This is a genomic window from Williamsia sp. 1138, from assembly GCF_002095435.2.
Taxonomy (GTDB): Bacteria; Actinomycetota; Actinomycetes; order Mycobacteriales; family Mycobacteriaceae; genus Williamsia.
The window spans coordinates 158,837-184,841 of sequence record NZ_MJEJ02000048.1; the positions used below are offsets into that span (position 1 = coordinate 158,837).

At 65.7% G+C, this 26,005-nt stretch carries 24 protein-coding genes; 11 read left to right on the top strand and 13 right to left on the bottom strand.

What is annotated here, in order from left to right:
* The first annotated feature begins 52 nt into the window (after positions 1-52).
* The 4 genes from BH683_RS19215 to BH683_RS19230 are packed head-to-tail and all read left to right on the top strand — an operon-like array spanning position 53 to position 7,864.
* On the top strand, positions 53-1,120 hold the full coding sequence (locus BH683_RS19215) for an NUDIX hydrolase (RefSeq protein WP_084837874.1): 1,068 nt from the start codon (positions 53-55) through the stop codon (positions 1,118-1,120).
* 11 nt (positions 1,121-1,131) lie between these two features.
* On the top strand, positions 1,132-3,633 hold the full coding sequence (locus BH683_RS19220) for a DUF6049 family protein (protein ID WP_143696094.1): 2,502 nt from the start codon (positions 1,132-1,134) through the stop codon (positions 3,631-3,633).
* A gap of 26 nt (positions 3,634-3,659) precedes the next feature.
* Positions 3,660-7,247 (top strand): murein biosynthesis integral membrane protein MurJ, encoded by a 3,588-nt coding sequence (gene murJ / locus BH683_RS19225; RefSeq protein ID WP_246833482.1) that lies wholly within the window; start codon positions 3,660-3,662, stop codon positions 7,245-7,247.
* Positions 7,247-7,864 (top strand): DNA-3-methyladenine glycosylase I, encoded by a 618-nt coding sequence (locus BH683_RS19230; RefSeq protein ID WP_084837877.1) that lies wholly within the window; start codon positions 7,247-7,249, stop codon positions 7,862-7,864. The genes murJ and BH683_RS19230 overlap by 1 nt, the downstream gene beginning before the upstream one ends.
* Here BH683_RS19230 and BH683_RS19235 read toward each other — a convergent pair.
* Entirely contained in the window at positions 7,861-8,421 is a 561-nt protein-coding gene (locus BH683_RS19235; RefSeq protein ID WP_210405239.1) for an NUDIX domain-containing protein, read from the bottom strand. The genes BH683_RS19230 and BH683_RS19235 overlap by 4 nt on opposite strands.
* An 86-nt stretch (positions 8,422-8,507) precedes the next feature.
* Here BH683_RS19235 and BH683_RS19240 point away from each other — a divergent pair, with 86 nt between their 5' ends.
* Positions 8,508-9,419: a phosphodiesterase gene (locus tag BH683_RS19240; RefSeq protein WP_084837878.1), complete on the top strand. Its 912-nt coding sequence runs from the start codon at positions 8,508-8,510 to the stop codon at positions 9,417-9,419.
* A 16-nt stretch (positions 9,420-9,435) separates the two neighbouring features.
* Here the strand turns inward: BH683_RS19240 and BH683_RS19245 are convergent, their stop codons facing one another.
* Positions 9,436-10,884, bottom strand: coding sequence for a stealth family protein (locus BH683_RS19245; RefSeq protein ID WP_084837969.1), 1,449 nt, complete (start codon positions 10,882-10,884; stop codon positions 9,436-9,438).
* 316 nt (positions 10,885-11,200) lie between these two features.
* Here BH683_RS19245 and sigM point away from each other — a divergent pair, with 316 nt between their 5' ends.
* Entirely contained in the window at positions 11,201-11,791 is a 591-nt protein-coding gene (gene sigM / locus BH683_RS19250) for an RNA polymerase sigma factor SigM (protein WP_084837879.1), read from the top strand.
* A gap of 9 nt (positions 11,792-11,800) precedes the next feature.
* On the opposite strand, the gene BH683_RS19255 is transcribed toward sigM, so the two are convergent.
* Entirely contained in the window at positions 11,801-12,532 is a 732-nt protein-coding gene (locus BH683_RS19255; protein ID WP_084837880.1) for a TetR/AcrR family transcriptional regulator C-terminal domain-containing protein, read from the bottom strand.
* 100 nt (positions 12,533-12,632) lie between these two features.
* Between BH683_RS19255 and BH683_RS19260 the strand changes: the two genes are divergently transcribed.
* Together BH683_RS19260 and mug are read left to right on the top strand one after the other, a co-directional pair.
* Entirely contained in the window at positions 12,633-14,123 is a 1,491-nt protein-coding gene (locus BH683_RS19260) for an MFS transporter (RefSeq protein ID WP_246833471.1), read from the top strand.
* Positions 14,124-14,177: 54 nt separating this feature from the next.
* Entirely contained in the window at positions 14,178-14,741 is a 564-nt protein-coding gene (mug, locus tag BH683_RS19265) for a G/U mismatch-specific DNA glycosylase (protein ID WP_084837882.1), read from the top strand.
* 670 nt (positions 14,742-15,411) lie between these two features.
* On the opposite strand, the gene BH683_RS19270 is transcribed toward mug, so the two are convergent.
* Complete coding sequence (locus tag BH683_RS19270) at positions 15,412-16,341, bottom strand: phosphatase PAP2 family protein (protein ID WP_168187079.1); 930 nt, start codon at positions 16,339-16,341, stop codon at positions 15,412-15,414.
* A 188-nt stretch (positions 16,342-16,529) separates the two neighbouring features.
* Here BH683_RS19270 and trxB point away from each other — a divergent pair, with 188 nt between their 5' ends.
* The 3 genes from trxB (at position 16,530) to BH683_RS19285 (ending at position 19,262) form a co-directional block, all read left to right on the top strand.
* Complete coding sequence (gene trxB, locus BH683_RS19275; protein WP_084837884.1) at positions 16,530-17,516, top strand: thioredoxin-disulfide reductase; 987 nt, start codon at positions 16,530-16,532, stop codon at positions 17,514-17,516.
* A gap of 66 nt (positions 17,517-17,582) precedes the next feature.
* Positions 17,583-17,915 carry a thioredoxin gene (trxA, locus tag BH683_RS19280; protein WP_084837885.1) on the top strand — a complete coding sequence of 111 codons (333 nt, stop codon included), beginning with the start codon at positions 17,583-17,585 and terminating at the stop codon, positions 17,913-17,915.
* A gap of 168 nt (positions 17,916-18,083) precedes the next feature.
* On the top strand, positions 18,084-19,262 hold the full coding sequence (locus tag BH683_RS19285) for an N-acetylmuramoyl-L-alanine amidase (RefSeq protein WP_084837886.1): 1,179 nt from the start codon (positions 18,084-18,086) through the stop codon (positions 19,260-19,262).
* On the opposite strand, the gene BH683_RS19290 is transcribed toward BH683_RS19285, so the two are convergent.
* The 9 genes from BH683_RS19290 to rpmH all read right to left on the bottom strand — a co-directional run bounded on the left by BH683_RS19290 (position 19,233) and on the right by rpmH (position 25,891).
* Complete coding sequence (locus BH683_RS19290) at positions 19,233-19,940, bottom strand: hypothetical protein (RefSeq protein WP_094647586.1); 708 nt, start codon at positions 19,938-19,940, stop codon at positions 19,233-19,235. The genes BH683_RS19285 and BH683_RS19290 overlap by 30 nt on opposite strands.
* A gap of 256 nt (positions 19,941-20,196) precedes the next feature.
* Positions 20,197-21,180, bottom strand: coding sequence for a ParB/RepB/Spo0J family partition protein (locus BH683_RS19295; RefSeq protein WP_246833483.1), 984 nt, complete (start codon positions 21,178-21,180; stop codon positions 20,197-20,199).
* A 101-nt stretch (positions 21,181-21,281) separates the two neighbouring features.
* The gene (locus BH683_RS19300; protein ID WP_094647602.1) at positions 21,282-22,151 is read right to left on the bottom strand and encodes a ParA family protein; all 870 of its coding nucleotides are present in this window, start codon (positions 22,149-22,151) and stop codon (positions 21,282-21,284) included.
* A gap of 134 nt (positions 22,152-22,285) precedes the next feature.
* On the bottom strand, positions 22,286-22,978 hold the full coding sequence (gene rsmG, locus BH683_RS19305; RefSeq protein ID WP_084837890.1) for a 16S rRNA (guanine(527)-N(7))-methyltransferase RsmG: 693 nt from the start codon (positions 22,976-22,978) through the stop codon (positions 22,286-22,288).
* 123 nt (positions 22,979-23,101) lie between these two features.
* A complete protein-coding gene (locus tag BH683_RS19310) occupies positions 23,102-23,716 on the bottom strand; it encodes a protein jag (protein WP_084837891.1) in 615 nt (204 codons plus the stop codon).
* A gap of 47 nt (positions 23,717-23,763) precedes the next feature.
* The gene (gene yidC, locus BH683_RS19315) at positions 23,764-24,975 is read right to left on the bottom strand and encodes a membrane protein insertase YidC (RefSeq protein WP_084837892.1); all 1,212 of its coding nucleotides are present in this window, start codon (positions 24,973-24,975) and stop codon (positions 23,764-23,766) included.
* 3 nt (positions 24,976-24,978) lie between these two features.
* The gene (yidD, locus tag BH683_RS19320) at positions 24,979-25,335 is read right to left on the bottom strand and encodes a membrane protein insertion efficiency factor YidD (protein ID WP_084837893.1); all 357 of its coding nucleotides are present in this window, start codon (positions 25,333-25,335) and stop codon (positions 24,979-24,981) included.
* Positions 25,335-25,700 (bottom strand): ribonuclease P protein component, encoded by a 366-nt coding sequence (rnpA, locus tag BH683_RS19325; protein WP_246833472.1) that lies wholly within the window; start codon positions 25,698-25,700, stop codon positions 25,335-25,337. The genes yidD and rnpA overlap by 1 nt, the downstream gene beginning before the upstream one ends.
* 47 nt (positions 25,701-25,747) lie before the next feature.
* On the bottom strand, positions 25,748-25,891 hold the full coding sequence (gene rpmH / locus BH683_RS19330; protein WP_084837894.1) for a 50S ribosomal protein L34: 144 nt from the start codon (positions 25,889-25,891) through the stop codon (positions 25,748-25,750).
* Positions 25,892-26,005: the final 114 nt, after the last annotated feature.

Below are 26,005 nucleotides of genomic sequence, written 5' to 3' on the forward strand. Positions count from 1 at the left end.
CAACGGCCACGCTGGAGCAAACAGCGGGTTACACACGACTAGCATCTAGTGGGTGTCAGCCGAACCCACCGAGCCGAATAGGGACGTCGCCCGACGCCCACGGCGCAGGCGCGGCGGTAGGCGCGGCGCGGCTCGAGATGCCGGCGCGAACCAGAACGGAACCGAGCCGCGTCAACAAGCCGCAGGTGGCGAGCAACAATCGGCGGGCGCGAACTCCGCGACCGAGTCGGGTGGCGGCGGCTCGCGCCGATCCCGGCGGGGCCGACGCCGCAAACCGTCGAGGCCTGCCGACAGCAGCGCCGAGGCGGCCCGCAGTGAGGCGACCGGAGTGGCCGGGAACCCCGTCACCGAGGGCAGGACCGCACAGGTCAAGCCGTCGGACGTCGGTAAGTCCAAGGCGCCACCGAAGGTGCCCGCCAACCTCGCCAAACAGCGTCTCCGCACGGTCAGGGAGACCTCCGCAGGCGGCTTGATGGTGTCGGGCCTGGACGGGCCCGGTGACGAGCGTTGTGCAGCGCTCATCGGCAGGGTGGACCGTCGCGGCCGGATGATGTGGTCGTTGCCCAAGGGTCACATCGAGACGGGGGAGACGGCCGAACAGACCGCCATCCGCGAGGTCGCCGAGGAAACCGGCATCAAGGGAAACGTCGTCGCGCCCCTCGGCAAGATCGACTACTGGTTCGTCAGTGAGGGCAAGAGGATCCACAAGACCGTCCACCACTACCTGATGCGGTTCACCGGCGGAGAACTCTCCGACGCCGACTACGAGGTCGCCGAGGTGGCCTGGGTGCCGTTGACCGATCTACCCCGCCGGCTGACCTACTCCGACGAGCGTCGGCTCGCACGGGTCGCCGAGGACGTGATCGCCGAACTGACCGCCGACCCGGACCGGATGGCGGAATCGGAGTCGCAGGGTGCCCGCACCGAGCCGAACGCCTACGAGAAGGCGGCGGCCGCCCGCAACCAGAAACGCAACGAGCCGCTGGTGGTCGCGAAACCCCGGCGACGACGGCGCCGCGGACGTCGCGGGGCCGGCCGCGGCGGCGACGGTGACGACTCCTCGGGCGCACCGGCTGCACACAGTCCGCCGGCCGACCCCGGCCCACCTGACGCCACGTGAAGGCCCGATCGATGCGGGTACTGATCGCGCTTCTCGGGGTGCTCGCGGTGGGGGTCGTGTTCGTGCTCGGGTCGGGACCACTCGCCGGTGCCGCACCCGGCGACGGAGACTCCGGGACAGAAGAGTTCTTGAGCATCTCGCTCGACGCGATCGACCCCTCCACGGTCACCACCACCAGCCCCGGAACGGTGACCGCGCGCGGCACCCTCACCAACGTCGGCGATCGCCCGGTCCGCAACATCGCGATGCGTCTGCAACGGGCACCGCAGGTGACCACCAGCGCGGGACTAGGGGACTCCCTGTCCGCCGACGCCAACAGCTTCGACGTCGTCGGCGAGTTCCAGGACATCTCCGAACAGCTCGCGCCCGGCAAGACCGTCCCGTTCACCCTGCGGATCAATCTGTCGGACAACAGTTCCGGCGATCCCAGTCTTCAGATCGACAAACCCGGCGTCTATCCGCTTCTGATCAATGTCAACGGCACCCCCGATTACGGTGTGCCGGCCAGACTCGACGACTCGCGCACCCTGCTGCCCGTGATGGGGCTGCCTGCGGACCGCGACCGGGCCCAGATCGCTGATCAGGGCGCGGATCCCGCCACCGCACCGATCGGGGGAGACGGCTCCATCCCACCGGACACATCGTCGCCGGTCGGCTTGACGATGTTGTGGCCGATCGCCGCCCCGGCTTCGCTTGCGCCCGGCGTCACCGGCGGGGGAGACGAGACCGTGCGCCTGATGGACAACGGTCTGCAGCAGTCGATCTCACCGGGCGGTCGCCTCGATCATCTGCTCATGGCGATGGAGCAGGTACACGCAGACGATCCCGACTCCCAGCTCTCCCGCAGCCTCTGTCTGGCGGTGGATCCCGACCTGCTGATCAGCCTGCAATCGATGACCGAGCCCTACCTGGTCTCCACCGATCCGGGCGACCCCACCGGACCGGCCCGGGAAGGCACCGGAACCCCGCAGGCCATCGCATTCCTGGACAGGCTCAGCGCCCTGGCCGGCCAGACGTGCGTCGTCGCGACATCGTTTGCGCACGTGGACACCGCCGCCCTGACCCAGGTGGCGGACAAAGAGCTCTCCGAGGTCGGGCTCCGCGCCCCCTCGGACATCGTCGACACCATCCTGGGCGTCAAGAGTGTGCGCGGACTGGCCATCCCGGCATCAGGGGTCGTCGACGACGCCGGGGCCGACCTGGTCCGCGACACCGGGTCGACGGGCGCCATCGTCGCCGCCTCCGGGCTCGCCAACAGCGCGCCCACCTCGCCCGACGGCGTGTACCCCCTCGGCGCAGACCTCGCGGCGCAGACCTACGATCCCGCCCTCGCCAGCGCACTGGCCGCGGTGGGGACGACCCCGCATTCGGCCCAGGTCACGCCGAACGCACAGCGTGCGGGCTGGGTACACGGCTCCGAGCAGGCCCGCAGGCAGACGGCGATCGCCTCGCTGATGTTCTCCGCGCTCGCGCCGTCGGCGAGTGGCGCGACACCCCAGGCCACCCAGGCGCAGAGCCCACCGCCGCCGGCCGATCCGATCGCCGACCGGATCGGCCGCGGTGAGGTGCTGATCGCACCACCGACGTGGTCGGCCACACCCGAGGACACCAAGGCGGTGCTCTCGGCGATGACGATGCTCCTCGGTTCCGACCTCGCGGTGCCGCGGGCACTGCCCGACATCGCCTCGGAACTGGCGACCGCCTCCTCCACACCCGCAGGGGCTGCCCTCGTCGCTCCCCGTACGGCGCAGATCCAGGGCCCGAGCCCCCAGACGATCGCAGCGGTCCGCTCCAGCAGCGCGCAGATCTCGGAGCTGCAGGACGCGATGACCAGACGGGCCGATGTCCCCGTCACCCCGGCCGCCTACATGGCTCCGCTGCGAGAAGATCTGCTGCGCGCGATGGCGTCGGTGGCCCCGCAGGATCAGCACGCGGCGGGCCACGCCGCGACCATGCGTACCTCGGCGGTCTCGATCACGGTGGCGAGCATCCGCGACGGTGTGGGCATCCTCGATCCGGGGGGCCGCTTCACACTCGCCTCCGAGCGCAGCCCTCTGCTGCTGGTGATCCGGAGCGATCTGCCGGTGGCGATGCGGGTGCGATTGAACATCGCGGTGCCCGACGGGATGACCGTCGGCGACCTGGGCGTGATCGAGATCCCCCCGAACGGCACCCGCCAGATTCAGGTCCCCACCCGAGCGGACCGGTCGAGATCCATGACCGTCGCAATCGGTCTGGTGACCGCGAACGGCGTCCCGTTGGGCGATCCCATCAACCTGTCAGTACATTCCAACGCATATGGAAAACCGCTCTTCATCATCACGATCTGCGCCGGGGTGCTGCTGGTCTTACTGGCCGGACGGCGTCTGTGGCACCGTTTCCGAGGTGAGCCCGACCCGGCTGACCTCGACCGACCCGAGCCCGACGAGCGAGATCGCCTGATGGCCGACTCACGCGCCTTGCACAGTCCACCCGAACGCGGTGGCCACCACCCGGACGGCGGACACCGATGACCCAGGGTGGATCACCACCTCCGCCGATGCGGGGTTCGACCCCGGTGGTGGTGCCCAAGCAGCCGTCCGACGACAGCGTCCTGCGGACCAGCGGTTCGATCGCGCTCGCCACCCTCATCTCCCGCATCACCGGTTTCGTGCGCACCGTCCTCGTGCTCGCACTCCTCGGCGCGGCCATCGCGTCGTCGTTCCAGGCCGCGTACGTGCTGCCGAACATGGTCGCCGAAGTCGTACTGGGCGCGGTGCTCACGGCGATCGTCATTCCCGTCCTGGTCAGGGCCGAACGCGAGGACGCCGACGGGGGAGCGGGCTTCGTCAACCGCATCTTCACCCTCACCGTCGTGGTGCTGGGCGTCGCAACACTGCTGGCCCTCGTCGCGGCACCGGCGCTGACGATCCTCAACCTGGGTGACGGCAAGGTCAACCGAGATCTCGCGACCGCGCTGGCGTTCTTGCTGCTGCCCTCGGTGCTCTTCTACGGATTGTCGGCACTGTTCATCGCGATCCTGAACATGAAGGGCCTGTTCAAACCGGGTGCGTGGGCGCCTGTGCTCAACAACATCGTGCAGATCACCACCCTGATCGCGTACGCCGCGGCGCCGGGGGACATCTCGTTGAACCCGGTCCGGATGGGGGACACCAAACTCCTCATCCTCGGAGTCGGCACCACGCTCGGCGTGGTGGCCCAGACCTTGATCCTGGTACCGGCCATCCGCCGTAGCGGCGTGAAACTGCGCCTGCAGTGGGGTCTGGACGCGCGGCTGCGCAAGTTCGGCAACATGGCGCTGGCCATCGTCATCTACGTCGCCGTGCTGCAGGTCGGCCTCATCGTCACCTACCGGATCGCGTCGAGTGCCAGTGAGGCCGGCGTCAGCGTCTATGCCACCCAGTGGCAGCTGCTGCAGCTGCCGTACGGGGTGCTCGGGGTGACGATCCTGACCGCGATCATGCCGCGGCTCTCCCGCAACGCCGCCGCCGACGACACGCACGCCGTGGTCGACGACCTCTCGCTCGCGACGCGGCTGACGATGGTGTCGATGGTCCCGATCATCGCGTTCATGACGTTCTTCGGACCGGCGATCGGTGTCGCCGTGTTCAACTTCGGCAAGTTCGACGCCGACACCGCATCGCAGCTGGGCAGCGTCCTCTCCTGGGGCGCTTTCACGATGATCCCGTACGCGATGACGTTGGTGCAGCTGCGCGTCTTCTATGCCCGAGAGGACGCCTGGACCCCGACGTACATGGTCATCGGCATCACCGCCGTCAAGGTCGCGGCGTCCTATCTCGGGCCCGTCCTCTTCGACGATCCCGACGCGGTGATCCGGTGGCTGGCGCTGTCCAACGGACTGGGTTACCTGGTCGGTGCGATCGTGGGCCATTACCTGCTCCGTAGTCGACTCGGCGGGGCCCGGATGGACAACGTGGGCCGCACGGTCCTGTGGACCATCGGCGCCTCCGTCGCCTGCAGTGCACTGGTCTGGGGCCTGGCGGAAGTGTCGGGGCTGCACCGGATGTCAACCGAGCACGGCAAGCTCGGCTCCGTCGCGTACCTGTTCCTGGTCGCGGTGGTCGCCATCGGGCTGACCTACACCGTGCTCACCCTGCTCCGGGTCCCCGATGTGCTGGCCGTGGTCGTCGCCGTACGCCGGCTGCTCGGCAGGTTCATCCCGGCCATCGCTCCGGCACCCGAACCGGACACCGACGGTGCGGCCACCATGACCGTGCAGTTCCCGCGGATCTCGGCCGACGAATCCGTTCCGTATTCTGGTCAAGTCGAGGTCATCCGACGTTTCGACCGGGGAACATCGAGCTGGCAGGCCTATGCGGTCACCAGTGGTGGCGCGGCCGGACCCGACTCACGGCCACCACAAGATCTGCGCTATCGACGGAGAGGAGCTGCTGCTTTGGGTAAACAAGAGGCCGACAAGCCGGACGTGCCACCCACGCCGCCGCGCCCGTCGTCGACCGCCGACGAGACCGCGAAGATGGATCTCGGTGCCGGCAAAGTCGAACGCCCTGCGAAGGCCGACAGGGCTGTCCGTCCGGCGCCACAGGGGAACAGGCGGGGACCCAGGCTGGTCCCCGGGGCGGCCGTCGCGGGTGGCCGCTACCGATTGCTGCAGCACCACGGCGGGGCACGCGGTCTGCAGTTCTGGCAGGCCCGTGACATCAATCTCGATCGCGATGTCGCTCTGACGTTCGTCGATGCCCAGCAGGTGGCACCGCCACCGGAGCCCGGTGCCCGCATCGACCCGCGAGACGAGGGCCCACAGGCCATCTTGTCGCGCACCCTGCGGCTCGGCCGGATCAATTCACCCGGGATCTCGCGCGTTCTCGACGTGGTGCGCGGCTCCTCGGGTGGAATCGTTGTGGCCGAGTGGGTTCCGAGTTCGTCGCTGGCCGACGTCGCGAAGTCGGGTCCCTCACCGGTCGGCGCCGCCAGGGCTGTCCGTGCACTCGCGGCCGCGGCCGAGTCCGCACACCGCAACGGGGGTGCACTCTCGATCGACCACCCCGAGCGCATCAGGATCAGCCAGGAGGGCAACGCCTTCGTGGCGTTCCCCGGAACGCTCGCCGATTCCGACAAGTCGACCGACGTCCGCGGACTCGGCGCAGTGCTGTACGCGCTACTCCTGGCCCGCTGGCCGCTGGACCCCGACACCGGCTCGACCTTGGCCACGAGCCGCAAGTCCAACGAGCCGGTCGGCGGCCTGCTGCCCGCGGCCCCCGGCCCGGACAATCTCCCTCGCGAACCGCGCGCCGAACGACCGGACGTGCCGTTCGAGATCTCCGCCGTGGCCGCCCGGGCGCTGGAGGGCAACAGCGGTATCCGAACGGCAGCGACGGTGCAACACGTTCTCGATCAGGCAACGGTGCTGGATCAGAAGACCGACCTCATCGCGCAGGTCGGTCCCGGGGGAGCCCCGGTCAGCTCGACGCCGCGAGCGAAGCCGCGCATGTTGGGCTCGGGTGCAACCGAGCAGAAGAAGCCGCGTTCGGTGCGGATGATCGCCACCATCGCGGGCGCCGCACTGCTGACGCTGTTCCTGGTGATAGCGCTGGTCGTATGGGCGAGCAACTCGTTCGGCGCCGACGACTCGACACCCGACATCGACTCGATCTTCTCGTCGTCGGCCCCGAGCACCGGGGCCGGGGGCGCCCCGGTGGCAGCAGCTCCGGTACCCCTGGCCGCGGTCACGATGCTGGACTACTCCGATCAGGAGCCCGACAGCAGGCAGAACCTGAACAACGTCATCACCGGACAGGCACCACCCTGGCAGACCGACGAGTATCGCGGCGGACCCAGATTCGGCAACCTCAAACCCGGTCTCGGTCTGATGTTCACCCTCGAGCGCGATGCCACCCTCACCGAGGTCGTCATCCGGACACCGACCCCAGGGATCCAGCTGGAGATCCGTACCGCCGACGATCCGGAGGCCGCTTTCGAGACCACCCGCCGGGTCGGCGCGGCCACCCTGGAAGCGCAGGAGACGCGCATCCCGATCACCGGTGCCGGGGCGTCCAAGTACGTACTCGTGTGGCTGACGTCGTTGCCGCGCAATGACAACGGCCGCTATCAGGGTGCGATCAGCCAGGTCTCGATGACGGGCTGATGGCCCCGACCCACGAGGATCTGCCCGAGGGCGCCGTGCGGTGTGAGGACGGACTCGTCCGCCCGGTGTGGGCGGCACAACAGGGACTGATGCGCACCTACTACGACACCGAGTGGGGCATGCCGGTGTCCGGCGAGAACGCCCACTTCGAACGTCTCGTGCTCGAAGGGTTTCAGGCCGGTCTGTCGTGGGCGACCATCCTGCGCAAACGTCCCGCGTTCCGAGAGGTGTTCTGCGATTTCGACGTGGACACCGTTGCCGGGTTCGGCGACGCCGAGATCGACTCCCTGTTGACCGATGCCCGGATCATCCGGCATCGCGGGAAGATCGAGGCCGCCATCGGCAATGCGCGCGCCACCCAGCAGCTCCGTGCCGGCGGTGGCCTGGTCGACTTCCTGTGGTCGTTCAAGCCGCAGCAGACGCCGCGCCCTGAGTCGGTCGCGGACGTACCCACCACCTCCCCCGAATCAGTTGCAATGTCGAAGGCGCTGCGTAAAAACGGTTTTCGGTTCGTCGGGCCGACGACGATGTACGCCCTGATGGAGGCGATCGGAATCGTCGACACCCACCTCCTGTCGTCATTCCGGCGCGGCAGTTCCGGGATCTGGAATGACTAAGCCCGGTGTCGCCGGACCAGTTCCGCGAGGTTGACCGGGAAGATGAACTCGGTGCTGGCCTCGATCTCTTCAGGGCTCCACCACCGATGATCGAGAAATGAAGTGCGCTCCAGCTCCGTCCATCCGGCCGACCTGGGTTCGAATGCGGGCACGTGAGCGACGAAGTAGACCTCCGACTGATGGATCGGCTCGCCGACGAACACGATGTCGAACTCACGGTGAAGCACCGGACCCGACATCTGCCCCACCTCGAATCCCGTCTCCTCCAGCACCTCGCGGCGCGCGGTCTCTTCCTGTGTCTCGTCACCCTCTCGACCACCGCCAGGGGTGAACCACCACGACCCCGCGGCCGGATCCGTGGGGTCGAGACCTCGGATGAGCAGGGTTCGGCCATCTTCGTCGATGAGGACGATGCGGGCCGCTTCTCGCCGTCGACGATCCATTGCCACCTCTCCCGCGCGGGCACACCGCGTACCAGCGTGCCAGAGCGCACCCATCGCCGCGCGCACCTTGCCGGTGGCCCACTGTTCACACCACGAACCCGGGTATGTACCCATCAGGGCATCCTCAGTGTGTTTGGCTAGTGTGAGTGGCGGCAATCGCCGGTATTGCAGCGCACGTCCAATTGCGAAACGAGAGTGCGATGACCGTCCGCAGAGCCGAGTATCCCCGGCCGAACCATTGCCTCGTCCACGTCAGTGACACGCATCTGATCATCGGCGACGAGAATCTCTACGGCGGGGTCGACAGCACCGCCCGGCTTGCGCAGATTCTCGCCGAGCTCACCGGGTCGGGTGTGGACATCGATGCGATGGTGTTCACCGGTGACCTCACCGACCAGGGTGACCCGACGGCGTACCAGACGCTGCGGACCATGGTCGAGCCCGTGGCGGCCGCTCTGGACGCCGACTTGATCTGGGCCATGGGCAATCACGACGACCGCGCGAGCTTCCGGGTCGAATTGCTCGGCGAAGCACCCGGGACCACCCCGATCGATCGCATCCATGACGTGGACGGACTCCGGATCGTCAACCTGGATTCAACGGTCCCCGGCGAACACCACGGCGAACTGACCGATGCCCAGCTCGACTGGCTCACGGAGGTGCTGGCGACCCCGGCAGAGCAGGGCACCATCCTGGCGATGCACCATCCACCGGTCCCCTGCGTGCTGGACCTGGCGGTCGTCGTCGAGCTACGCGACCAGCACCGGCTCGCAGATGTGTTGCGTGGCAGCGATGTCCGGGCAATCATCGCCGGGCACCTGCACTACTCGACGACAGCGACCTTCGCGGGTATCCCGGTCTCGGTGGCGGCAGCGACATGCTACAACCAGGACCTCAACGTGCCGGCCGGTGCGATGCGGGGACGTGACGGGGGTCAGGGTTACAACCTGATCCACGTCTACGACGACACCATCGTGCACTCGGCCGTACCCATCGGCACGTTCGACACGGTGGGGGAGTATGTCTCACCCGAGCAGACCGCGGCGAGGCTCACCGAGGCAGGCGTGTACATCGCCGACAGCACCCGACGACGCGCGCGCACTCGCGTCTGAACCGGCCCGTCTCGCGTCAGGCCCTGATCACCGCGTCCGTGGTCGATGCCGTTGTCTCCCAAGGGGCCACGATCGGGAAGTAGCGGTCGAGGAAGTCGGTGACCGTCTTGGTGCGCAGCTCGAGGTCCACCTCGGGAAAGCTCCCGTCGTTGAGGCAGAAGAAGTCGACCGCCCGCTTGGGCAGCATCTTCTCCATCGCCTTGAGTCCGGCGTAGCCGGTGGTGTCGATGTACTTGACCTTTGCGTCCTTCTGCACCACCGCTCGACCGCTCATCAGCGCGTAGTAGTGGTACAGCGAGTTGGTGACCGAGATGTTGGTGCTGGCCCGGAACACGCTCGCTGCGGTGGCCGCGAACTCCTCGGGGAACTCGCGCTCCATCTCGGCCATCACGCTCTTGCGCAGCGGGGTGGCGGCATGTTCGAGGTGACGGGTCGTCATGAGGCCGAACCGTTCCTGCAGCAGACGCCGGTTCACCCGGGCTGCGTTTTCGAAGCCGCTGCGGTCGGTATCGCTGTACCCCAACCCGATTCGGGTGTCGGCTTCGATGAACATGCTGATGCCGCCAGGGGAGAAGAACATCTGCGGCCCCACCGGACGGCCGAAGAACATGTCGTCGTTCGAATACAGGAAATGCTCGGAAAGCCCTGGTATGTGGTGCAACTGACTTTCGACGGCCTGCGAGTTGTGCGTCGGCAACACCGAGGTGTCGGCGAAGAAGTCCTCGCTGGCCATGAAGGTCACCCGCGGGTCGTCGGCGAGCCACGCAGGCCTTGGCGAATCCGTCGCCACGAAGATCCGTCGGATCCAGGGCGCGTACATGTGCACCGACCGCAACGCGTACTTGAGCTCGTCGATCTGGCGAAAGCGAGCCGCTGAGGTATCTCCCTCACCGACAACGTAATTCTTCATCCGCTTCGCACGCTGCGCCTGGAACTCGGCCGACGAACCGTCGACCCAGGAGAACACCAGGTCGATGTCGAAATCGATGTCGGAGGCGTGTCCGGCGAACATGTTCTCGATGGACGGCCAGGTCTTGCCGAAGCGCTCGACGGTGCCCCGCACCGCCTCGTCGCGGCGAACGGTGCGACGGGTCAGCGAGTTCTCGATGGGCAGCACGATGTCGGTGTCGTCGAACGACCACAGTTCGATCTGCACACCTGTCGCTGCTCCGTAGTTCAGGCCACTGACCGGCTCGACCCGCGGCCGGTAGAGCCGGAAGATCCGGGCCTTCGGGGATACCGAGAGCAAACCGTCGCCCACCAGCACAGCCTTGCCGCGCTCGGCATCCACGGTCTTCGAGTAGAACGGTTCCCGAATACAGGCGTCGACGAGCGCCGCCTTGAGGGCAGCGCGATCGGTCCACCCGATTGCGATGACCGGGCGTTCGTCGTTCCCCCGGACCAGCAGGTATTCGATGCCGGCCGCATCCAGCACAGCGCGGATGAACAGCAGGTCCTCGACCATCGCCTCCTGCGGCGTCGTCGAGGTGATCTTCAGGGCATACCTGCCCTCGAACCCGACGACATCCGAGCGCTCACCGAGCCGGGCCACCGATGCGGCCGATTCCTGCAGAACCTTCTCGTGACGGGAGGGTTCCGGCGGAAGCAAGTAGATCTCGTGCGGCGCAGACGACAAAGTGGTGTGAATCCTTCCGGGGACGGCGAACGGCCGAGAAGTCCCCGGGATCAACCCAGTGTAGTGCTGTGCACCCGTTGTCCATCAAACAGATGCTTTGCAGTTCCCCCTCGCGCGAGACATAACCGTCCATTAGTCTCCATCCATGGCCGAGTGGGGGAAGGTCGGTGGGGATGATTCGCGTACCGATGAGGAATTGTTGTCTGCGCACGTGTCGGGGGATCGTGATGCTTTCGGCATCCTGATCACCCGCCATCAGGGCCATCTGTGGGCGGTCGCCCGGCGGACCTCGCATACCGGTGAGGACGCAGCCGACGCACTGCAGGACGCGCTTCTCAACGCCCATCGCATGGCCCACCGCTTCCGCTCCGACTCGAAGGTGAGCTCCTGGCTGCACCGCATCGTGGTCAACGCGAGCCTGGATCGTATCCGCCGCAACAAGTCTCGGCTGACGGTGCCGTTGCCGGAGTTCGACGTCAGTCAGTACGCCGATCCGCGAGACCACCACGGCGACATCGATCTGTCGATGTCGATCGGACGCGCTCTCGACACCCTCCCGCCGGAGCAACGCGATGCCATTGTGGCAGTGGACATCGAGGGTTACTCGGTCGCCGAGGCCGCGGCCCTGCTCGGCGTCCCCAGCGGGACGATCAAGAGTAGATGTGCCCGCGGCCGCACGAAACTCGCCGTGGTGCTCGGCCATCTGCGCGATACAGCGGACGAACCGACCACCTGAGCCACGAGCTCAATTGAATCTCTTCTCCAGCCCGTCGAACAGGACCCCCAGCCCGAAGTCGAGTTCGTCTGCGTAATAGCTCCCCCCGGTGGCGGGTTGCGCTGTCACCGTGTCGAGCAGGAGTGGATACCGTTTCGGGTCTGCAAGACGTGCGATCGTTGCCTCGTACGTCCCGTCGTCCTCGGTCACCGTCCCTCGGGTATCGACCGCCCCGAGTTGGACGGATTGTCGTACATGGTTGCGGATGAAACCGTCCACCAAGAGCAGCGCCGACAACTTGTCCTGGGCGCGGAGTTCGACATCTTCGAATGCACGAAGTCCGGATTCGGTCCAGGTCAACACATTTGGCGTGACGGGGGCATCATTCATCGGAACCATCACCACCCAGGGTCGGCGGACCAGGGCCGCGGCAACCTCTCGTGCCCATCGATCCAGGCGGGTTCGCCATGGTCCGGTCGACGTCCAGGCCGGATCCGCTTCGCCATAGGCGATGTCGAGCATCACATGCTGTAGCTCCTCTCGGGAATCGACGTAGCGATACAGCGACATGGTGGTCACTCCGAGGGCGCCTGCGACCGACTTCATCGACACGGCATCCCAGCCTTGTCCGTCCGCGATCGCCACCCCCGCCGAACCGATGTCCCAGATGGTCAGCGCGGGTTTCGGTCCACGCCGCGTCGTGGGTTCCACACCCCACAGCAATTGCAGGTAGCGGGGCACGGCGGCAGTCGAAGCGCTCATGGCCCGATCCTACTTTCTGCTTGCGACATACACAGATAGGTGCTTATCATCATCCGCGTACGTCATAAACAGTATGCGAGATACACAGAACGGACACCTCATGACTGCTCCTGTCCGCAGCCCATGGCTCGGCCTCGCCGCGCTGTGCCTGCCCATGCTCATCGTCTCGATGGACGTATCGGTGCTGTTCTTCGCGGTGCCGTTCATCTCTGCCGATCTCAATCCCACCGCGGCGCAGCAGCTCTGGATCTTCGACGTCTACGGTTTCGTGTTGGCGGGCCTGCTCATGTCCATGGGAGCTGTGGCAGACCGGGTCGGGCATCGCCGCCTGTTGGTCATCGGTGCGACCGGATTCGGCATCGCGTCGGTACTCGCCGCCTATGCCGGAAGCGCCGAGATGCTGATTGCCGCCCGTGCGCTCCTTGCCGTCGCTGGAGCCACCCTCATGCCGTCGACCCTGGCCCTCGTCAGACATCTCTTTGTCGACGAGAAGGCCAGGACGAAGGCCGTCGCGATCTGGACCGCCGTGATGACGGGCGGGGTGGCCGTCGGTCCGATCATCAGTGGTACACTGCTGGAACACTTTTGGTGGGGGTCGGTCTTCCTCGTCAATCTGCCGGTCATGATCATGCTCCTGGTCGCCGCCCCCATCCTCCTCCCCGCACGTACCGGTGATCGCGCACGCCGAATCGATCTCTGGAGCTCGGTTCTGGCGCTGGCGGCGATCTTGCCGGTGGTCGAGGGGATCAAGACACTCGCCTCCGAGGGCTGGGCCTGGTGGCGGCCATTGATCATTACCGCCGGTGTGCTGGCCGGCTGGCTGTTCGTGCGGCGCCAGCGGCGGGTCAGCCATCCGCTTGTCGACCTCTCACTCCTGACCGATCGCAGATCGGCCGCGCCTGTCTGGATCAACCTGATCGCCATGTTCGGAATCCTCGGTAACGCGATCATCATGACGCAGTACCTGCAGTCCGTCCTGGGCTTCTCGCCACTGACCGCGGCCCTGTGGAGTCTGCTGCCGTCTGTGTTCATCGCATTCGTCGCCCCACTGGCCGCGACGCTGTGTCCCCTGGTCGGCCGTCCCGCGGTCATGATCGGCGGGCTGCTGATCGCGACAGGGGGATTCGTGGTGCTGGCGGGCTTCGCGACGACCAACTCATTGGTCGTGGTGCTCACGGGCGCCACGCTCCTGTCGTCGGGTCTGGTCGCCACCAGCACCATGGTCTACGACCATGTGATCGGCGCCGCGCCCACGGAGCGGGCGGGAGCGGTGGCCGGACTACTCGAGACCACCAGCGAGCTGGGCGGTGCCCTGGGGATCGCGGCGCTCGGCAGCGTCGTCAATGCTCTGTATCGCAACACATTCGACTACCCGGGTGCGGTCGGGCAGGAGGCCCGGGCCAGCTTGTCCGGTGCCGTCGCCACCGGCCGCGACGGTGTCGTCGAAGCGGGACGAGTCGCGTACGTCCACGGTCTGGTAGGTGCCGCAAGCCTGGGCGCGGCGGTGCTGGCCTGCACCGCGGTCATGGGGGCCTGGCTGCTGAGGTCGTCTGCCCCACGGTCCGAGCGGGAATCGGTGCACGCGAGTTGATCAGGCCGGATGGCTTCTCGAGGCAACGGTCCAGCGATGGTGTCTACTGGAACAATGGGTTTCACCCGCGCTGAACTCGAATCCTTCCGGGACGCCGTGATCGATGACCTGATCGGACCGGGCTGTCGGCTGCTGTTCGTGGGCATCAACCCCGGCCTGTGGACCGCGGCGACCGGTGCGCACTTCGCGCGGCCCGGCAATCGGTTCTACCCGGCGCTCTACCGGGCCGGCATCGTCGATCGGGTCATCGATGCGTCAGCCGGGATGAAGCCGGCCGATAGGGACCTGCTGATCGAGCGGGGTGTGGGGATCACGAACATGGTCCACCGGGCCACCGCGCGTGCCGATGAACTGTCCGCGGACGAGTTCCGGGCCGGCGCCGACGAACTCGTCGCAACCGTCGAGCAGGTGGCGCCCCAGGTCGTCGCCGTCGCGGGGATCACCGCGTACAGAACGGCGTTCGGAGAGAAGAAGGCCGCGGTCGGCCGGCAGGACCGACGCCTGGGCGACGCCGAGGTCTGGGTGGTGCCCAATCCCAGCGGGCTCAACGCACATCACACGGTCGAGACCCTCGCGGCGGCCTATCGAGAGGCGGCTGTGGCCGCAGGAGTCGTTTGAGAAAACTCGGGTGGGGAAACCGGGAACCAACTGTCACACCACGGCGTCCTAGCTGGGAATCACAAAGACGATGGAACTGGAGCTGGCGACGATGTTCGGTATCGGAAGTCGGGGTCACCCGCCTCGGGAACTGCCCGAACCTCCCTATTCCGTCGACGTCGTGGCCGATCTGCATGCCGGCGTCTATCCCGAGGACATCGCCGAGCAACTACGTCCTCGGGTGCTGGCCGATCCCGACTCCATGGCGATCTGGAATGCGCTCGAGACCACCACCGGTCAGCTCCGGGGCAGTGTCACCGGGTCCCGGCCTCTTCCGGACCACGCGCAGGCCGCGGTGGACGACACGCTGCGGTCGTTGCAGGACGACTGGCCGGCAGATACCTCAGTACCGCTGTGGCGCAGACATTCCGGTGCATTGATCGGTCTTGCCGCAGCTGCCGCGGTCGCAGGCATCGCCGTGGCCACCACCTTCGCGTTCACCGGTGATTCGGCGGAGCCGGCACTGGCCGATGGCACGCAGAATCCCACCAGTGTCGAGGTGCCTACGGAGGCCACTCTCCTCGCGGCTCTCGGTCGCACCGACACCGCTGCGTTTCCCGACGTCGCGGCGCGCGACAGGTGTCTGGCCGCGAACGGCATCGCGTCGAGCGCGACGATTCTCGGGATCGGGTCACTCGATGCCGGCGGTGATTCGTCCACGGTGATATTGCTGGCCACGGGCACCATCGGACGGTTTGACGCGCTCGTGGTCGGTGCCGCGTGCGACACGGGAAACCCTGCGACGATCAGCCGGACCACCATCGGCGACCAGTGAGGCCATGGCCACAGCAGCCACGAGGCCGACGGGCGCCACGGCGAGATGATCGGTTGCGACCGCCCACAGGAGCGGACCGACGGCGGCTGCCAGTGCCGTCAGCACGGCGATGAACGTCCGCCCACGCATCGCCGAACTCCTGCTCGCCCCGCCCGTGGCCCCCGGGACCAGGTGCATCAGCGCGGCGGCCAACAGTATGGAGCCGAGCAGATCGCTCGGCCGGTGCCATCCCCACACCATCAAGTCTTGGCTCACCAGCGTCAGCCACCCCACCCCGGCCACGGCCAGAAACGGAGCGATCCGGCGCGGCGCGGCGCGCACGATCGCTGCGACACATCCCGCGGCAGCAGCGGCGTGTCCGCTCGGGAAAGTGTTCATCGCCCAGGAGAACCCGTCGAAGTCCGCACGGGTGAGCAACTCGTCACGCAAGAACTGGGTGATCAGGATCGACACCACCGGAAGGGCCAGGAGCGGAGCAATACTGAGGCGGCGTCCGGCCAGGAGTCCGAGTCCTACGATGGCGACGATCGAGACCAGCCAGAGTCGTACGTCGGTCACCGAGCCCAGCCCGACGACGTGCGGGACGTCCGCGGTGGCTCCCGTACCTCTCAGGGTCAGAAAGGCCCGCTGGTCGAGGTCTTGCCCCCAAGGGGTCTGGACAGCGATCAGATAGACACCGGCCATCAGGGCCACCAGCAGCGCTGACCACACCAGTGACGGCACCATCCCGCCGGTCGCTGACATGGCGCGCGGAACGCCCAGCCGGCGCAGGGACCTCGAATACATGCGCTCCATGGTGCACGACGAAGCTGAGTGCATCCAGAACGTCGGGTGCGGGAACAGATCCCCTTACCCTGGTGTTATCCATCGCGGGTAGAGAATCAGACACGACCAGACCAGATGCCAACCCCGGATCATCTGCTCGCGGCACAAAAGCCCAGGCCAGATCACCCAGATAGGAAAGTGGAGCACCGATGAGCGCACCAGGAACCGACACCGTCCACGACGTCATCATCGTCGGATCGGGACCGGCCGGATACACCGCCGCCGTCTACGCGGCACGCGCCGAGTTGTCGCCTGTTGTCTTCGAGGGCACCCAGTTCGGTGGCGCGTTGATGACCACCACCGAAGTGGAGAACTTTCCCGGGTTCCAGAAGGGGATCCAGGGTCCGGAACTGATGGAAGAGATGCGTGAGCAGGCAATCCGCTTCGGTGCCGACCTGCGCATGGACGACGTCGACGCGGTCCGTCTCGCGGGTGAGATCAAAGAGGTGGACGCCGGCGGCGAGACCTTCCGGGCGAAGTCCGTCATTCTCGCGATGGGAGCCGCAGCCCGTTACCTCGACATCCCGGGGGAGCAGGACCTGCTTGGTCGCGGTGTGTCGGCTTGTGCGACCTGTGACGGCTTCTTCTTCCGCGATCAGGACATCGCCGTCATCGGCGGCGGCGACTCCGCGATGGAGGAGGCGACCTTCCTGACGAAGTTCGCCCGTAGCGTCACCGTCATCCACCGGCGCGAGGAGTTCCGGGCTTCGAAGATCATGCTCGAGCGCGCCCGCGCCAACGACAAGATCCGCTTCGTCACCAACGCCACCATCGGCAAGGTGCTGGGCGAGACCTCGGTCACCGGCCTCGAACTCGTCGACACGGTGACCGGCGCCACGTCGACCATTGATGTGACCGGCATGTTCGTCGCGATCGGCCATGATCCGCGCAGCGCCCTGGTCAAAGGCCAGGTCGACCTCGATTCCGAGGGCTACGTCAGGGTGCAGGGACGCAGCACGTACACCTCCCTGCCAGGCGTTTTCGCCTCGGGCGACCTGGTCGACCACACCTACCGTCAGGCCATCACCGCGGCCGGCTCCGGATGTGCGGCTGCGATCGATGCAGAGCGTTGGCTCGCCGACCAAGCCGACATCGCGCCCGCCGAGGTGCCCGAGGCCGCCGGCGTGCAGGTCTGACCCCAGAACCACCCACTTCCGTTCATCCGAACGGACCTCGACCACGTGTGAAAAGGAGAACAAAAAATGGGAGACAACACCGTCGCCGTCACCGACGCCACGTTCAAAGAAGAGGTGCTGGGATCCGGCAAACCGGTCCTGGTCGACTTCTGGGCAACCTGGTGTGGACCCTGCAAGATGGTCGCCCCCGTCCTCGAGGAGATCGCTGGTGAGAACTCCGAAAAGCTCACCATCGCGAAGCTCGACGTGGACCAGAACCCCAACGTCGCAAGGGATTTCCAGATCATGTCGATTCCGACCATGATCCTGTTCGAAGACGGCAAACCCACCAAGACGATCGTCGGTGCCAAGGGCAAGGCCGCGCTTCTGCGCGAACTCGACGGAGTTCTCGGCAAGTAGCGCGCCTGCGCACCACCGCTCACCGCCGCGGCCAGACACCAGTAGCTTGATCTCAAAGGTCACCAAACTGGTGCCTGGCCGTATTGGCTCCCGAGGGTCATTGCTGAGACACTCTTAGCTAGTTCGGGTGCTGACGTGCCACCGATTGTCAGAAGGAAGGCCAAACCGATGCCGCTGTTCCGGTTGGGAGACCACGGGTCGGCTGTTGCCGAGATACGTGCCATCCTCACTGGCCAGGGCTTCCTGTCCGACGCACAACTGCCTGCAGGCCGCCTCGTTGACGCCAACGGCTGGGCACTGCCCGAGGCCGTGTTCGATGCCGAGACGGATCAGGCAGTGCGCGCTTTCCAGCAGCAGCGCGGACTGCTCGTCGATGGAGTCGTCGGCCCGGCCACCTTCGGTGCGCTTCGCGAATCCTCCTACCGCCTGGGTGCGCGAGTGTTGTGCTACCTCACCTCGGCGCCCATGCACGGCGACGACGTCGCGACTCTGCAGTCTCGGCTGCAGAACCTGGGTTTCTACACCGGCCTGGTCGACGGGCACTTCGACGTCGACACCCACAACGCCCTGCGGAACTATCAGGGCGACTACGGACTCAATCCGGACGGCATCTGCGGCCCGGCGACGCTACGGTCGCTCAAGCAACTCGGTACCCGCGTCACCGGTGGTTCGCCCCACGCAATCCGTGAAGAAGAGCACGTCCGCCGCCGTGGACCTCAGCTGTCCGGCAAACGCATTGTCATCGATCCGGGCTCTGGCGGTGACCACCCCGATGCCGACCCTGCAGAATCCGCCATCGAGGCCGAGATTCTGTGGGATCTCAGTGATCGCCTGGTAGGCCGGATGACCGCCGCCGGGATGGAGACCTTCGTGTCCAGGCGCGAGGACGAGAACCCCACCGACGAAGAGCGGGCCGGTACCGCGAACGCCATCGGCGCAGACCTGCTCATCGCTCTCAGATGCGCGCATTACCCGAACAGCCGGGCGAGCGGGGTGGCCAGTTTCCACTACGGGACCACCCACGGATCCTCGTCGACCATCGGCCGTTCACTCTCTGGATTCATCCAGCGCGAGATCGTGGCCCGGACCGACCTGCGGGACTGTCGTTCGCACGAACGCACGTGGGAAATCCTGCGCCGCAGTCAGATGCCGGCCGTCCAACTCGACATCGGATACATCAGTAATCTTCACGATGCGACCCAACTGAGTGATCCGGCTGTCCGCGACACCATCGCCGAGGCGATCTTGGTGGCCGTCAAACGTCTCTACCTTCTGGGCCGAGACGACCAACCCACCGGCACCTACACCTTCGCCGAACTACTCGCCTCGGAGCAAGTGGCGCGCTGAGCCGACCGGCACTGCCGTCCGTTCTCGGCCCGCCACATCGATGGCCGCCATCACCACCAACTTCTCCAACGCACTCTCGACGCCCGCTTTCCAGCCGAGGTCGTTATCGAGAGCAAGCCGCAACCTGGGATACCGGTGATGGGCTGACACGACGTCGAAACCCTCGCCCTTGAGGAAGTGGGCGTCGATCATGCAGCGTGCGCAGATCGCGTCCTTCTCGGGATCCTGGTTCGGACTGGTGTGCGCCGACCGGACGATGCCGAACGCTTCGATGGCGCGGACTCCACGCCGGGTGAGGTCGATGATCACCGCTTGTGTCAGTGCGGCGGCCGCGTCGTCGTAGCCGGGGTCCACCCACAATGAGTTGAGGATGACCGCGTCCGGGGAGACCGGGGACGTGGGGAAGAGCAGAGACCTCGGGACGCTACGTGGGGGACCATAGAACGCGGCACCGACGACCTTGCCGGTTGTTCGACTCACTGCGACCTGTCCGCAGGTGCCCCACTCGAGAAGGATCATCGAGACCCAGGCTTCTTTGTCGAACTCGCTCTCGAATGCGACGCCGCCCGGGTTGTCGGGGATGAGGTTCGGATCCATCTCCCAGAAGACACAGCGTCTGCTGTGCGAAGGGAGATTTTCGAATCCGTCCATCGTCAGTGGCGCTATCGTTACCGACACGGCACCGACGCCTTTCCTTCAAATCGTCGAGCTCCGGCTCTCATGAGATCGTCACGTCGCCCGAATCGACCGAAAACTGCTGTGAACACTCTCCAGCATAAGCGATCGGAGCCGTCGGTCTGCGGTGAGCGGTCACTGGGACGAAATCTCTTGTCCCAGAGCCGCTTCGGCGCCATCCTAAGGCTCGCAACCCATACTTTGTCACAGTGACGTTTTGGCCGCATACTCCCGTACTCAGAATTTCGCGGCGGAATTTTCACTTTTGCGCGATGATCTCAACGAGGCGCTCGAGGTCCCCGACAGACCCGAATTCGACAGTAATTTTGCCTTTTCGTTTCCCCATGGCGACAGTCACCCGGGTGTCGAGCTTGTCCGACAACCGCTCCGCAACGTCTTGGAGTCCCGGCATCTGCATCGGTTTGCGTTTCGGGGAGGGGGGAGCGGTCTTGCCGTCACCGCGATTGGCAAGCGTCACCGCCTCCTCCGTCGCGCGCACAGACATGCCCTCGGCGATGATCCGGGCGGCCAGTGCTTCCTGGGCATCGGCGCCCGCATCGAGCGAGAGCAGTGCGCGTGCATGTCCGGCGGAGAGAACTCCGGCCGCGACCCGACGCTGCACCGGGATCGGTAGGCGAAGCAGCCGGATCATGTTGGTGATCACCGGCCGAGACCGGCCGAGCCGACTCGCCAGTTCATCGTGGGTGACGCCGAACTCCTCGAGCAACTGCTGATATGCCGCTGCCTCTTCCAACGGATTCAACTGCACCCGGTGGATGTTCTCCAGCAGGGCGTCGCGCAGCATGTCGCCGTCGGCAGTCTCGCGAACGATCGCCGGGATCGACTCGAGGCCTGCTTCCTGGCTCGCACGCCATCGCCGCTCGCCCATGACGAGTTGATATTCGGCGTCGCCCGCCGGCTCGGGCAACCGCCGCACGACGATCGGTTGCATCAGTCCGAACTCGCGAATCGAGTGGACCAATTCCGCCAGCGCTTCTTCGTCGAAGGCAGTGCGGGGCTGCTGAGGATTGGGCTGGATCAGCTTGGGTGGGATCTCCCGATAGACCGCCCCGACCTCATCGACCCCCCGCGGATCGGTGACCGTTGGGGGAGTGGGCACAGGCGCATTGGCGCTCTGCGACTCCGGCTCCGCCTGCCGGTTGGCGGCACCGAACATCACATCTGTGGCCGCGGAGCCCATCCGGGGACCCTCTGTAGGCCCCGTCGGGATGAGCGCGGCCAGACCTCGGCCGAGGCCGCCTTGCCGTTTCGTAGGCCGAGCGCCGGCACTCTTGGCGGCCGGCTTACCCGCACCGCTTCCTTTGTTCGCCTGTCCCGGATCGCTCACGACCGCCCCTCCTCTTCTCTCTTCGAACGCAGTGCGAGTTCACGTCCGGCGTCCAGATAGCTCATGGCTCCACGTGAACCAGGGTCGTATTCGATGATGGTGGTCCCGTATCCGGGAGCCTCGGACACCTTCACGCTTCGGGGGATCACCGCGTTCAGGACGCGATCACCGAAGTGCTCACGGACGCTCTCCGCGACCTGGTCGGCAAGCTTCGTCCGACCGTCGTACATCGTGAGAACAACGGTCGACACGTGCAGCTCAGGGTTCAGGTGCGCCTGGACCAGGTTGATGTTCGACAACAACTGACTGACGCCCTCGAGTGCGTAGTACTCGCACTGGATCGGGATCATGACCTCGCGTGCCGCGACCATCGCGTTGATCGTCAACAGCCCGAGAGAAGGCGGGCAGTCGATGAGGACGAAGTCGAAGTCGTACTTCTCGAGTGTCGCCTTGTCGAGAGCATTTCGAAGACGATTCTCCCGCGCGACCATCGACACCAATTCGATCTCCGCTCCCGCCAGATCCAGCGTCGCCGGGACGCAGAAGAGGTTCTCGTTGCTGGAGCTCTGCACGATCGTGTCGGCGAAGTCGACCTCGCCGATCAGCAGCTCATAGACCGAGGGGATACCGGACCGGTGGTCGACACCGAGCGCGGTACTGGCGTTGCCCTGGGGATCGAGATCGATGACCAGAACACGAAGCTGGTGCACCGCGAGCGCCGCCGCCATGTTCACTGCGGTCGTCGTCTTCCCCACGCCACCCTTCTGGTTGGCGATGGTGATGATGCGGGTGAACCGCGGACGGGGGAGCGCTCCACTCCCTCCTGGTGTCAGCACTCGACTGGCTCGCTCTGCTGCGGCAGCGATCGGGGTGTCGTCATGTGGTTGGGGTCTGGCCTCGTACGCGCTGGTTTCACGTGAAACAGTTTCACGTGAAACATGCGATTCGTTGGACACGCTTTCACTCCTTCGGCTACGCCTGCTGAACATTCTGCGCTCTGTCACCGACGACCACCAACCCGCGTCGCCAACACCACAGTTGTCGGGGTAGGCAGCGTGGAAACACCGCATTGCTCGACGTGCAGACCCGACAAGCCGATCCGTCCCAGAGTCCCCAAGTGTGTGGCGATCTCCTCGGCCGCCGACGAACCCTTGATGGCGACCAACCGACCGCCAGGACGCAGCAGGGGAGTAGACCACTTACCCAACCGATCGAGGGGCGCCACGGCGCGCGACGTGACCACATCGGCGCGACCGGCCGCCTTCACGACAGCCTTCTCTTCAGCTCGTCCACGTATCACCCGAACATCGATACCGAGTTCTGCCACGACCTCCTCGAGGAATGTAGATCGGCGTAGCAGCGGTTCGACCAGAGTCACCTTCACACCCGGCTTGGCGATCGCGACCGCCACACCCGGCAGTCCCGCGCCGCTGCCTATGTCGACCACAGCCTCGCCGTCTTCGAGGATCTCCGCGATCACCGCACAGTTCAGAATGTGTCGTGCCCAGAGCCGGTCTACTTCTCGCGGCCCGATCAGCCCGCGTTCGACACCGGCGTTCGCCAGCGCCTCCCAGTACTTTTCAGCCATCGGCAGTCGATCGCCGAACACCGACACAGCGGCCGTCCTCAGCTGGTCTCCACCCTCGCCCTCGAACTCAGCGGTCATCCCGGTCCTCCGTTTCACGTGAAACATCACTCGCACCCATCGCCGCCCGGGAACCCAGGACCGGCGGTAAACAACACCGTTGTAACTATGCCTGCAGATAGCAGTGGGCCCCGGCGACACCGCCGGGGCCCACTGCTTCAGTTCTGCGATTCAGCCTTTGAGGACGACGACTCGTCGGTTGGGCTCGGTGCCCTCGCTCTCGGAGTACACCCCGTCGACGGCAGCAACCGCGTCGTGCACGATCTTGCGCTCGAAAGGGGACATCGGGTCGAGCTCTTCGCGCTCTCCGCCATCGCGCACACGCTCGGCAACCTCGTTGCCCAACCGCGCGAGCCGTTCCCGACGGTCGGCCCGCCACCGCGCGACGTCCAGCATCAGCCGACTCCGGTCGCCCGTCGTGCGCTGGACAGCCAGGCGGGTGAGCTCCTGGAGAGCGTCGAGGATCTCACCGTTCTTGCCGACCAACTTCACGAGGTCCGACCCACCGTCGATGCTCACGACAGCTCGGTCGCCGTCGACGTCGAGATCGATGTCACCGTCGAAGTCCAGAACATCGAGCAGTTGCTCGAGATAGTCGCCCGCGATCTCGCCTTCCTCGACCAACCGCTCTTCGTCCGTCAGACCCGCATCGTCCGACTCCGCATCCTCCGCAGTGGTATCGGCGTCGGTGTCCTCACCGCTAGCCGGCGAGCCGGTCACCTGTTCATCGGTCACCGGCTCGTCGATCAATTCCTCGACCACCGCATCCTTGGTCTCTGCACTCATCGAACTTCCCTCGCTTTGCACTCATCGGGGTACTGACCACTCATGGGTCAGCGCCGCTTCTTACGTCGTTGCTGGTTGCCGCCGCGTGCTCCGCCGGGCCCTGTGGCCGGACGTCCGCCTGTCGGTTTCTTCGCGCCGTTGGAACTGGGAGAACCGCTCGCCTTCGGTTTCTCTGCAGACGCAGTCGCCTGCTCCGAGTCCTCAGACGAAGTAGCTGGATCGGCCGTCCCCGCGTCATCCTTGGAGATGTTCACCTTCTGCGCACCCGACTTGCCCGCTGCCTTTGGCTTCTCAGCGGGCTTCGCCCCGGGCTTGGGCTTGGTCGTGACCGCCTTCGCCGCCGCAGGCTTGGCGCCGGGTTTCGGTGCGTTGTTGGAACGCTTCTCGAGCTTGGCGGCCTTCTGGGCTTCTTCTTCCTTCTCGATGTTTCCGAAGACGATGTGTTGCTGCACATAGGTCCAGAGGTTGTTCGAGACCCAGTAGAGAAGGATCGCCACGGGGAAGAAGGCACCTGAGACGAGAATGCCTAGCGGGAACACATACAACGCGAGGTTGTTCATGATGCGCGTCTGCGGGTTCTCCATGGCGGCTTCGCTCTGCCGGGCCACGGACGCCCTCGAGTTCATGTGTGTCGCGATCGACGAGATGATCACGAGTGGGATCACCAGGATGATGATGTTCAGCCGGGTGAAGTCGACCGGCTCCCCGGGGGGGCTGAAGGCGACCCATTCGGAAGTGGGCTGAATGATGTAGGACGACAGCGGAACGCCGAAGAGTCGGGCGTCCAGAAAGTTCTGCACCTGGTCGACGTTGAAGATGTAGTTGCCGTACGACCGGGTTTCTTCGGCTGTCATGCCCAACTGGCCGAAACCCGTACCCATCCGGTTGAACGAGCGCAGCACGTGGAACAGACCGATGAAGACGGGGATCTGAGCGAGCATCGGCAGACACCCGAGCAGGGGATTGAACCCGTGCTCCTTCTGGAGCTTCTGCATCTCCTCGGTCATCTTCACGCGATCCTTGCCGTACTTCTTACGGATCGCCTGCATCTGCGGCTGGATCTCTTGCATCTTCCGCGTGGTGCGGATCTGCTTGACAAACGGCTTGTAGAGAATCGCGCGGAGGGTGAAGACCAGGAACACCACCGACAGGGCCCAGGCGATGCCGTCGCCACCCGGTGAGTTGGGCAGGAGGAAGCTGAACGCCTCGTACCATACCCACATGATGGCCGAGACCGGCCAGTAAATGAAATCGAGCACGCGTCAGTTCCTCACTGTTACAACAAGATCCGGCTCTTTGGCCGCGTTTGGGTCGAGTTCCGCAGGTTGCTGCCGGCAAGTGTGCTCGTCATCGGCGTTCCGGCGCTCAGGAATGGGGTCGTAACCTGGCTTGTGCCAGGGTCCGCACTTCGCGAGCCGAACAAGCGACAAGAGACTTCCACGAACTGCCCCGTATTCGGTCAGTGCCTCGACGGCATAAGTACTGCACGTCGGTTCGAACCGGCAGGTCGGCAGGCGCATGGGGGAGACCCACGTGCGGTAGAGCTCGATCAAGAAGATGATCGCTCTGCGAGGCCAGGTGACGAAGGTCGACCTGCGTACGCCGCGGGGGCTCACCATCACACAGTCGCCTCGATGCGACGCATTGCCGTGGACATTGCCGACGACAACTGCCGTTCGAGATCTGGCTGCGAACAGTTCGCACTGCCGCCGAGTGCGCGCACCACGACCAACGCCGCAGGATCACAGTCGTCGAGAAGTGTCCGAGCGGCAGCGCGCAGCCGACGCGACACCGAGTGGCGAACCACCGAGTTGCCGACGGACTTGCCCACGATCAACCCGAACCTCGGTCCCCCGGAGGTGACGAGTTCGGGCTGGGATGGCACCAGAACATGCGCGATCACATCACGCCGACCAACCCGCACCCCTTGTTTGAGGATGCGGGTGAAGTCTGACCGCCGGGTGATCCGGTTCGGTGGTGCCAACACGATAAGTTGCGGCCGGCTAGGCAGGCTGCGATACCGCGGCCGACTCAGGCCGTGAGACTCGCGCGTCCCTTGCGGCGACGGGTGTTGACGATTGCGCGTCCCGCACGGGTACGCATACGCAGCCGGAAGCCGTGCACACGTGCGCGACGACGGTTGTTCGGTTGGAAAGTCCGCTTGCCCTTGGCCACGGCCAAATCTCCTCATGGTGACGGGCTCGCGTCCATGATTGAGCCCAGCTTGTTAATCGGTGGTCTGGTCGCTACCTCGATGCGTCGGCTACCTCTCAGCTCCCCGAGGGCGCT

Coding starts and splice junctions, on each gene's coding strand:
- BH683_RS19220 (WP_143696094.1), top strand. CDS start 1,132: ATGCGGGTACTGATCGCGCTTCTCGGGGTGCTCGCGGTGGGGGTCGTG.
- murJ (WP_246833482.1), top strand. CDS start 3,660: ATGCGGGGTTCGACCCCGGTGGTGGTGCCCAAGCAGCCGTCCGACGAC.
- BH683_RS19230 (WP_084837877.1), top strand. CDS start 7,247: ATGGCCCCGACCCACGAGGATCTGCCCGAGGGCGCCGTGCGGTGTGAG.
- BH683_RS19235 (WP_210405239.1), bottom strand. CDS start 8,421: ATGGGTACATACCCGGGTTCGTGGTGTGAACAGTGGGCCACCGGCAAG.
- BH683_RS19240 (WP_084837878.1), top strand. CDS start 8,508: ATGACCGTCCGCAGAGCCGAGTATCCCCGGCCGAACCATTGCCTCGTC.
- BH683_RS19245 (WP_084837969.1), bottom strand. CDS start 10,884: ATGGTCGAGGACCTGCTGTTCATCCGCGCTGTGCTGGATGCGGCCGGC.
- sigM (WP_084837879.1), top strand. CDS start 11,201: ATGGCCGAGTGGGGGAAGGTCGGTGGGGATGATTCGCGTACCGATGAG.
- BH683_RS19255 (WP_084837880.1), bottom strand. CDS start 12,532: ATGAGCGCTTCGACTGCCGCCGTGCCCCGCTACCTGCAATTGCTGTGG.
- BH683_RS19260 (WP_246833471.1), top strand. CDS start 12,633: ATGACTGCTCCTGTCCGCAGCCCATGGCTCGGCCTCGCCGCGCTGTGC.
- mug (WP_084837882.1), top strand. CDS start 14,178: ATGGGTTTCACCCGCGCTGAACTCGAATCCTTCCGGGACGCCGTGATC.
- BH683_RS19270 (WP_168187079.1), bottom strand. CDS start 16,341: ATGTATTCGAGGTCCCTGCGCCGGCTGGGCGTTCCGCGCGCCATGTCA.
- trxB (WP_084837884.1), top strand. CDS start 16,530: ATGAGCGCACCAGGAACCGACACCGTCCACGACGTCATCATCGTCGGA.
- trxA (WP_084837885.1), top strand. CDS start 17,583: ATGGGAGACAACACCGTCGCCGTCACCGACGCCACGTTCAAAGAAGAG.
- BH683_RS19285 (WP_084837886.1), top strand. CDS start 18,084: ATGCCGCTGTTCCGGTTGGGAGACCACGGGTCGGCTGTTGCCGAGATA.
- rsmG (WP_084837890.1), bottom strand. CDS start 22,978: ATGTTTCACGTGAAACGGAGGACCGGGATGACCGCTGAGTTCGAGGGC.
- BH683_RS19310 (WP_084837891.1), bottom strand. CDS start 23,716: ATGAGTGCAGAGACCAAGGATGCGGTGGTCGAGGAATTGATCGACGAG.
- yidD (WP_084837893.1), bottom strand. CDS start 25,335: ATGGTGAGCCCCCGCGGCGTACGCAGGTCGACCTTCGTCACCTGGCCT.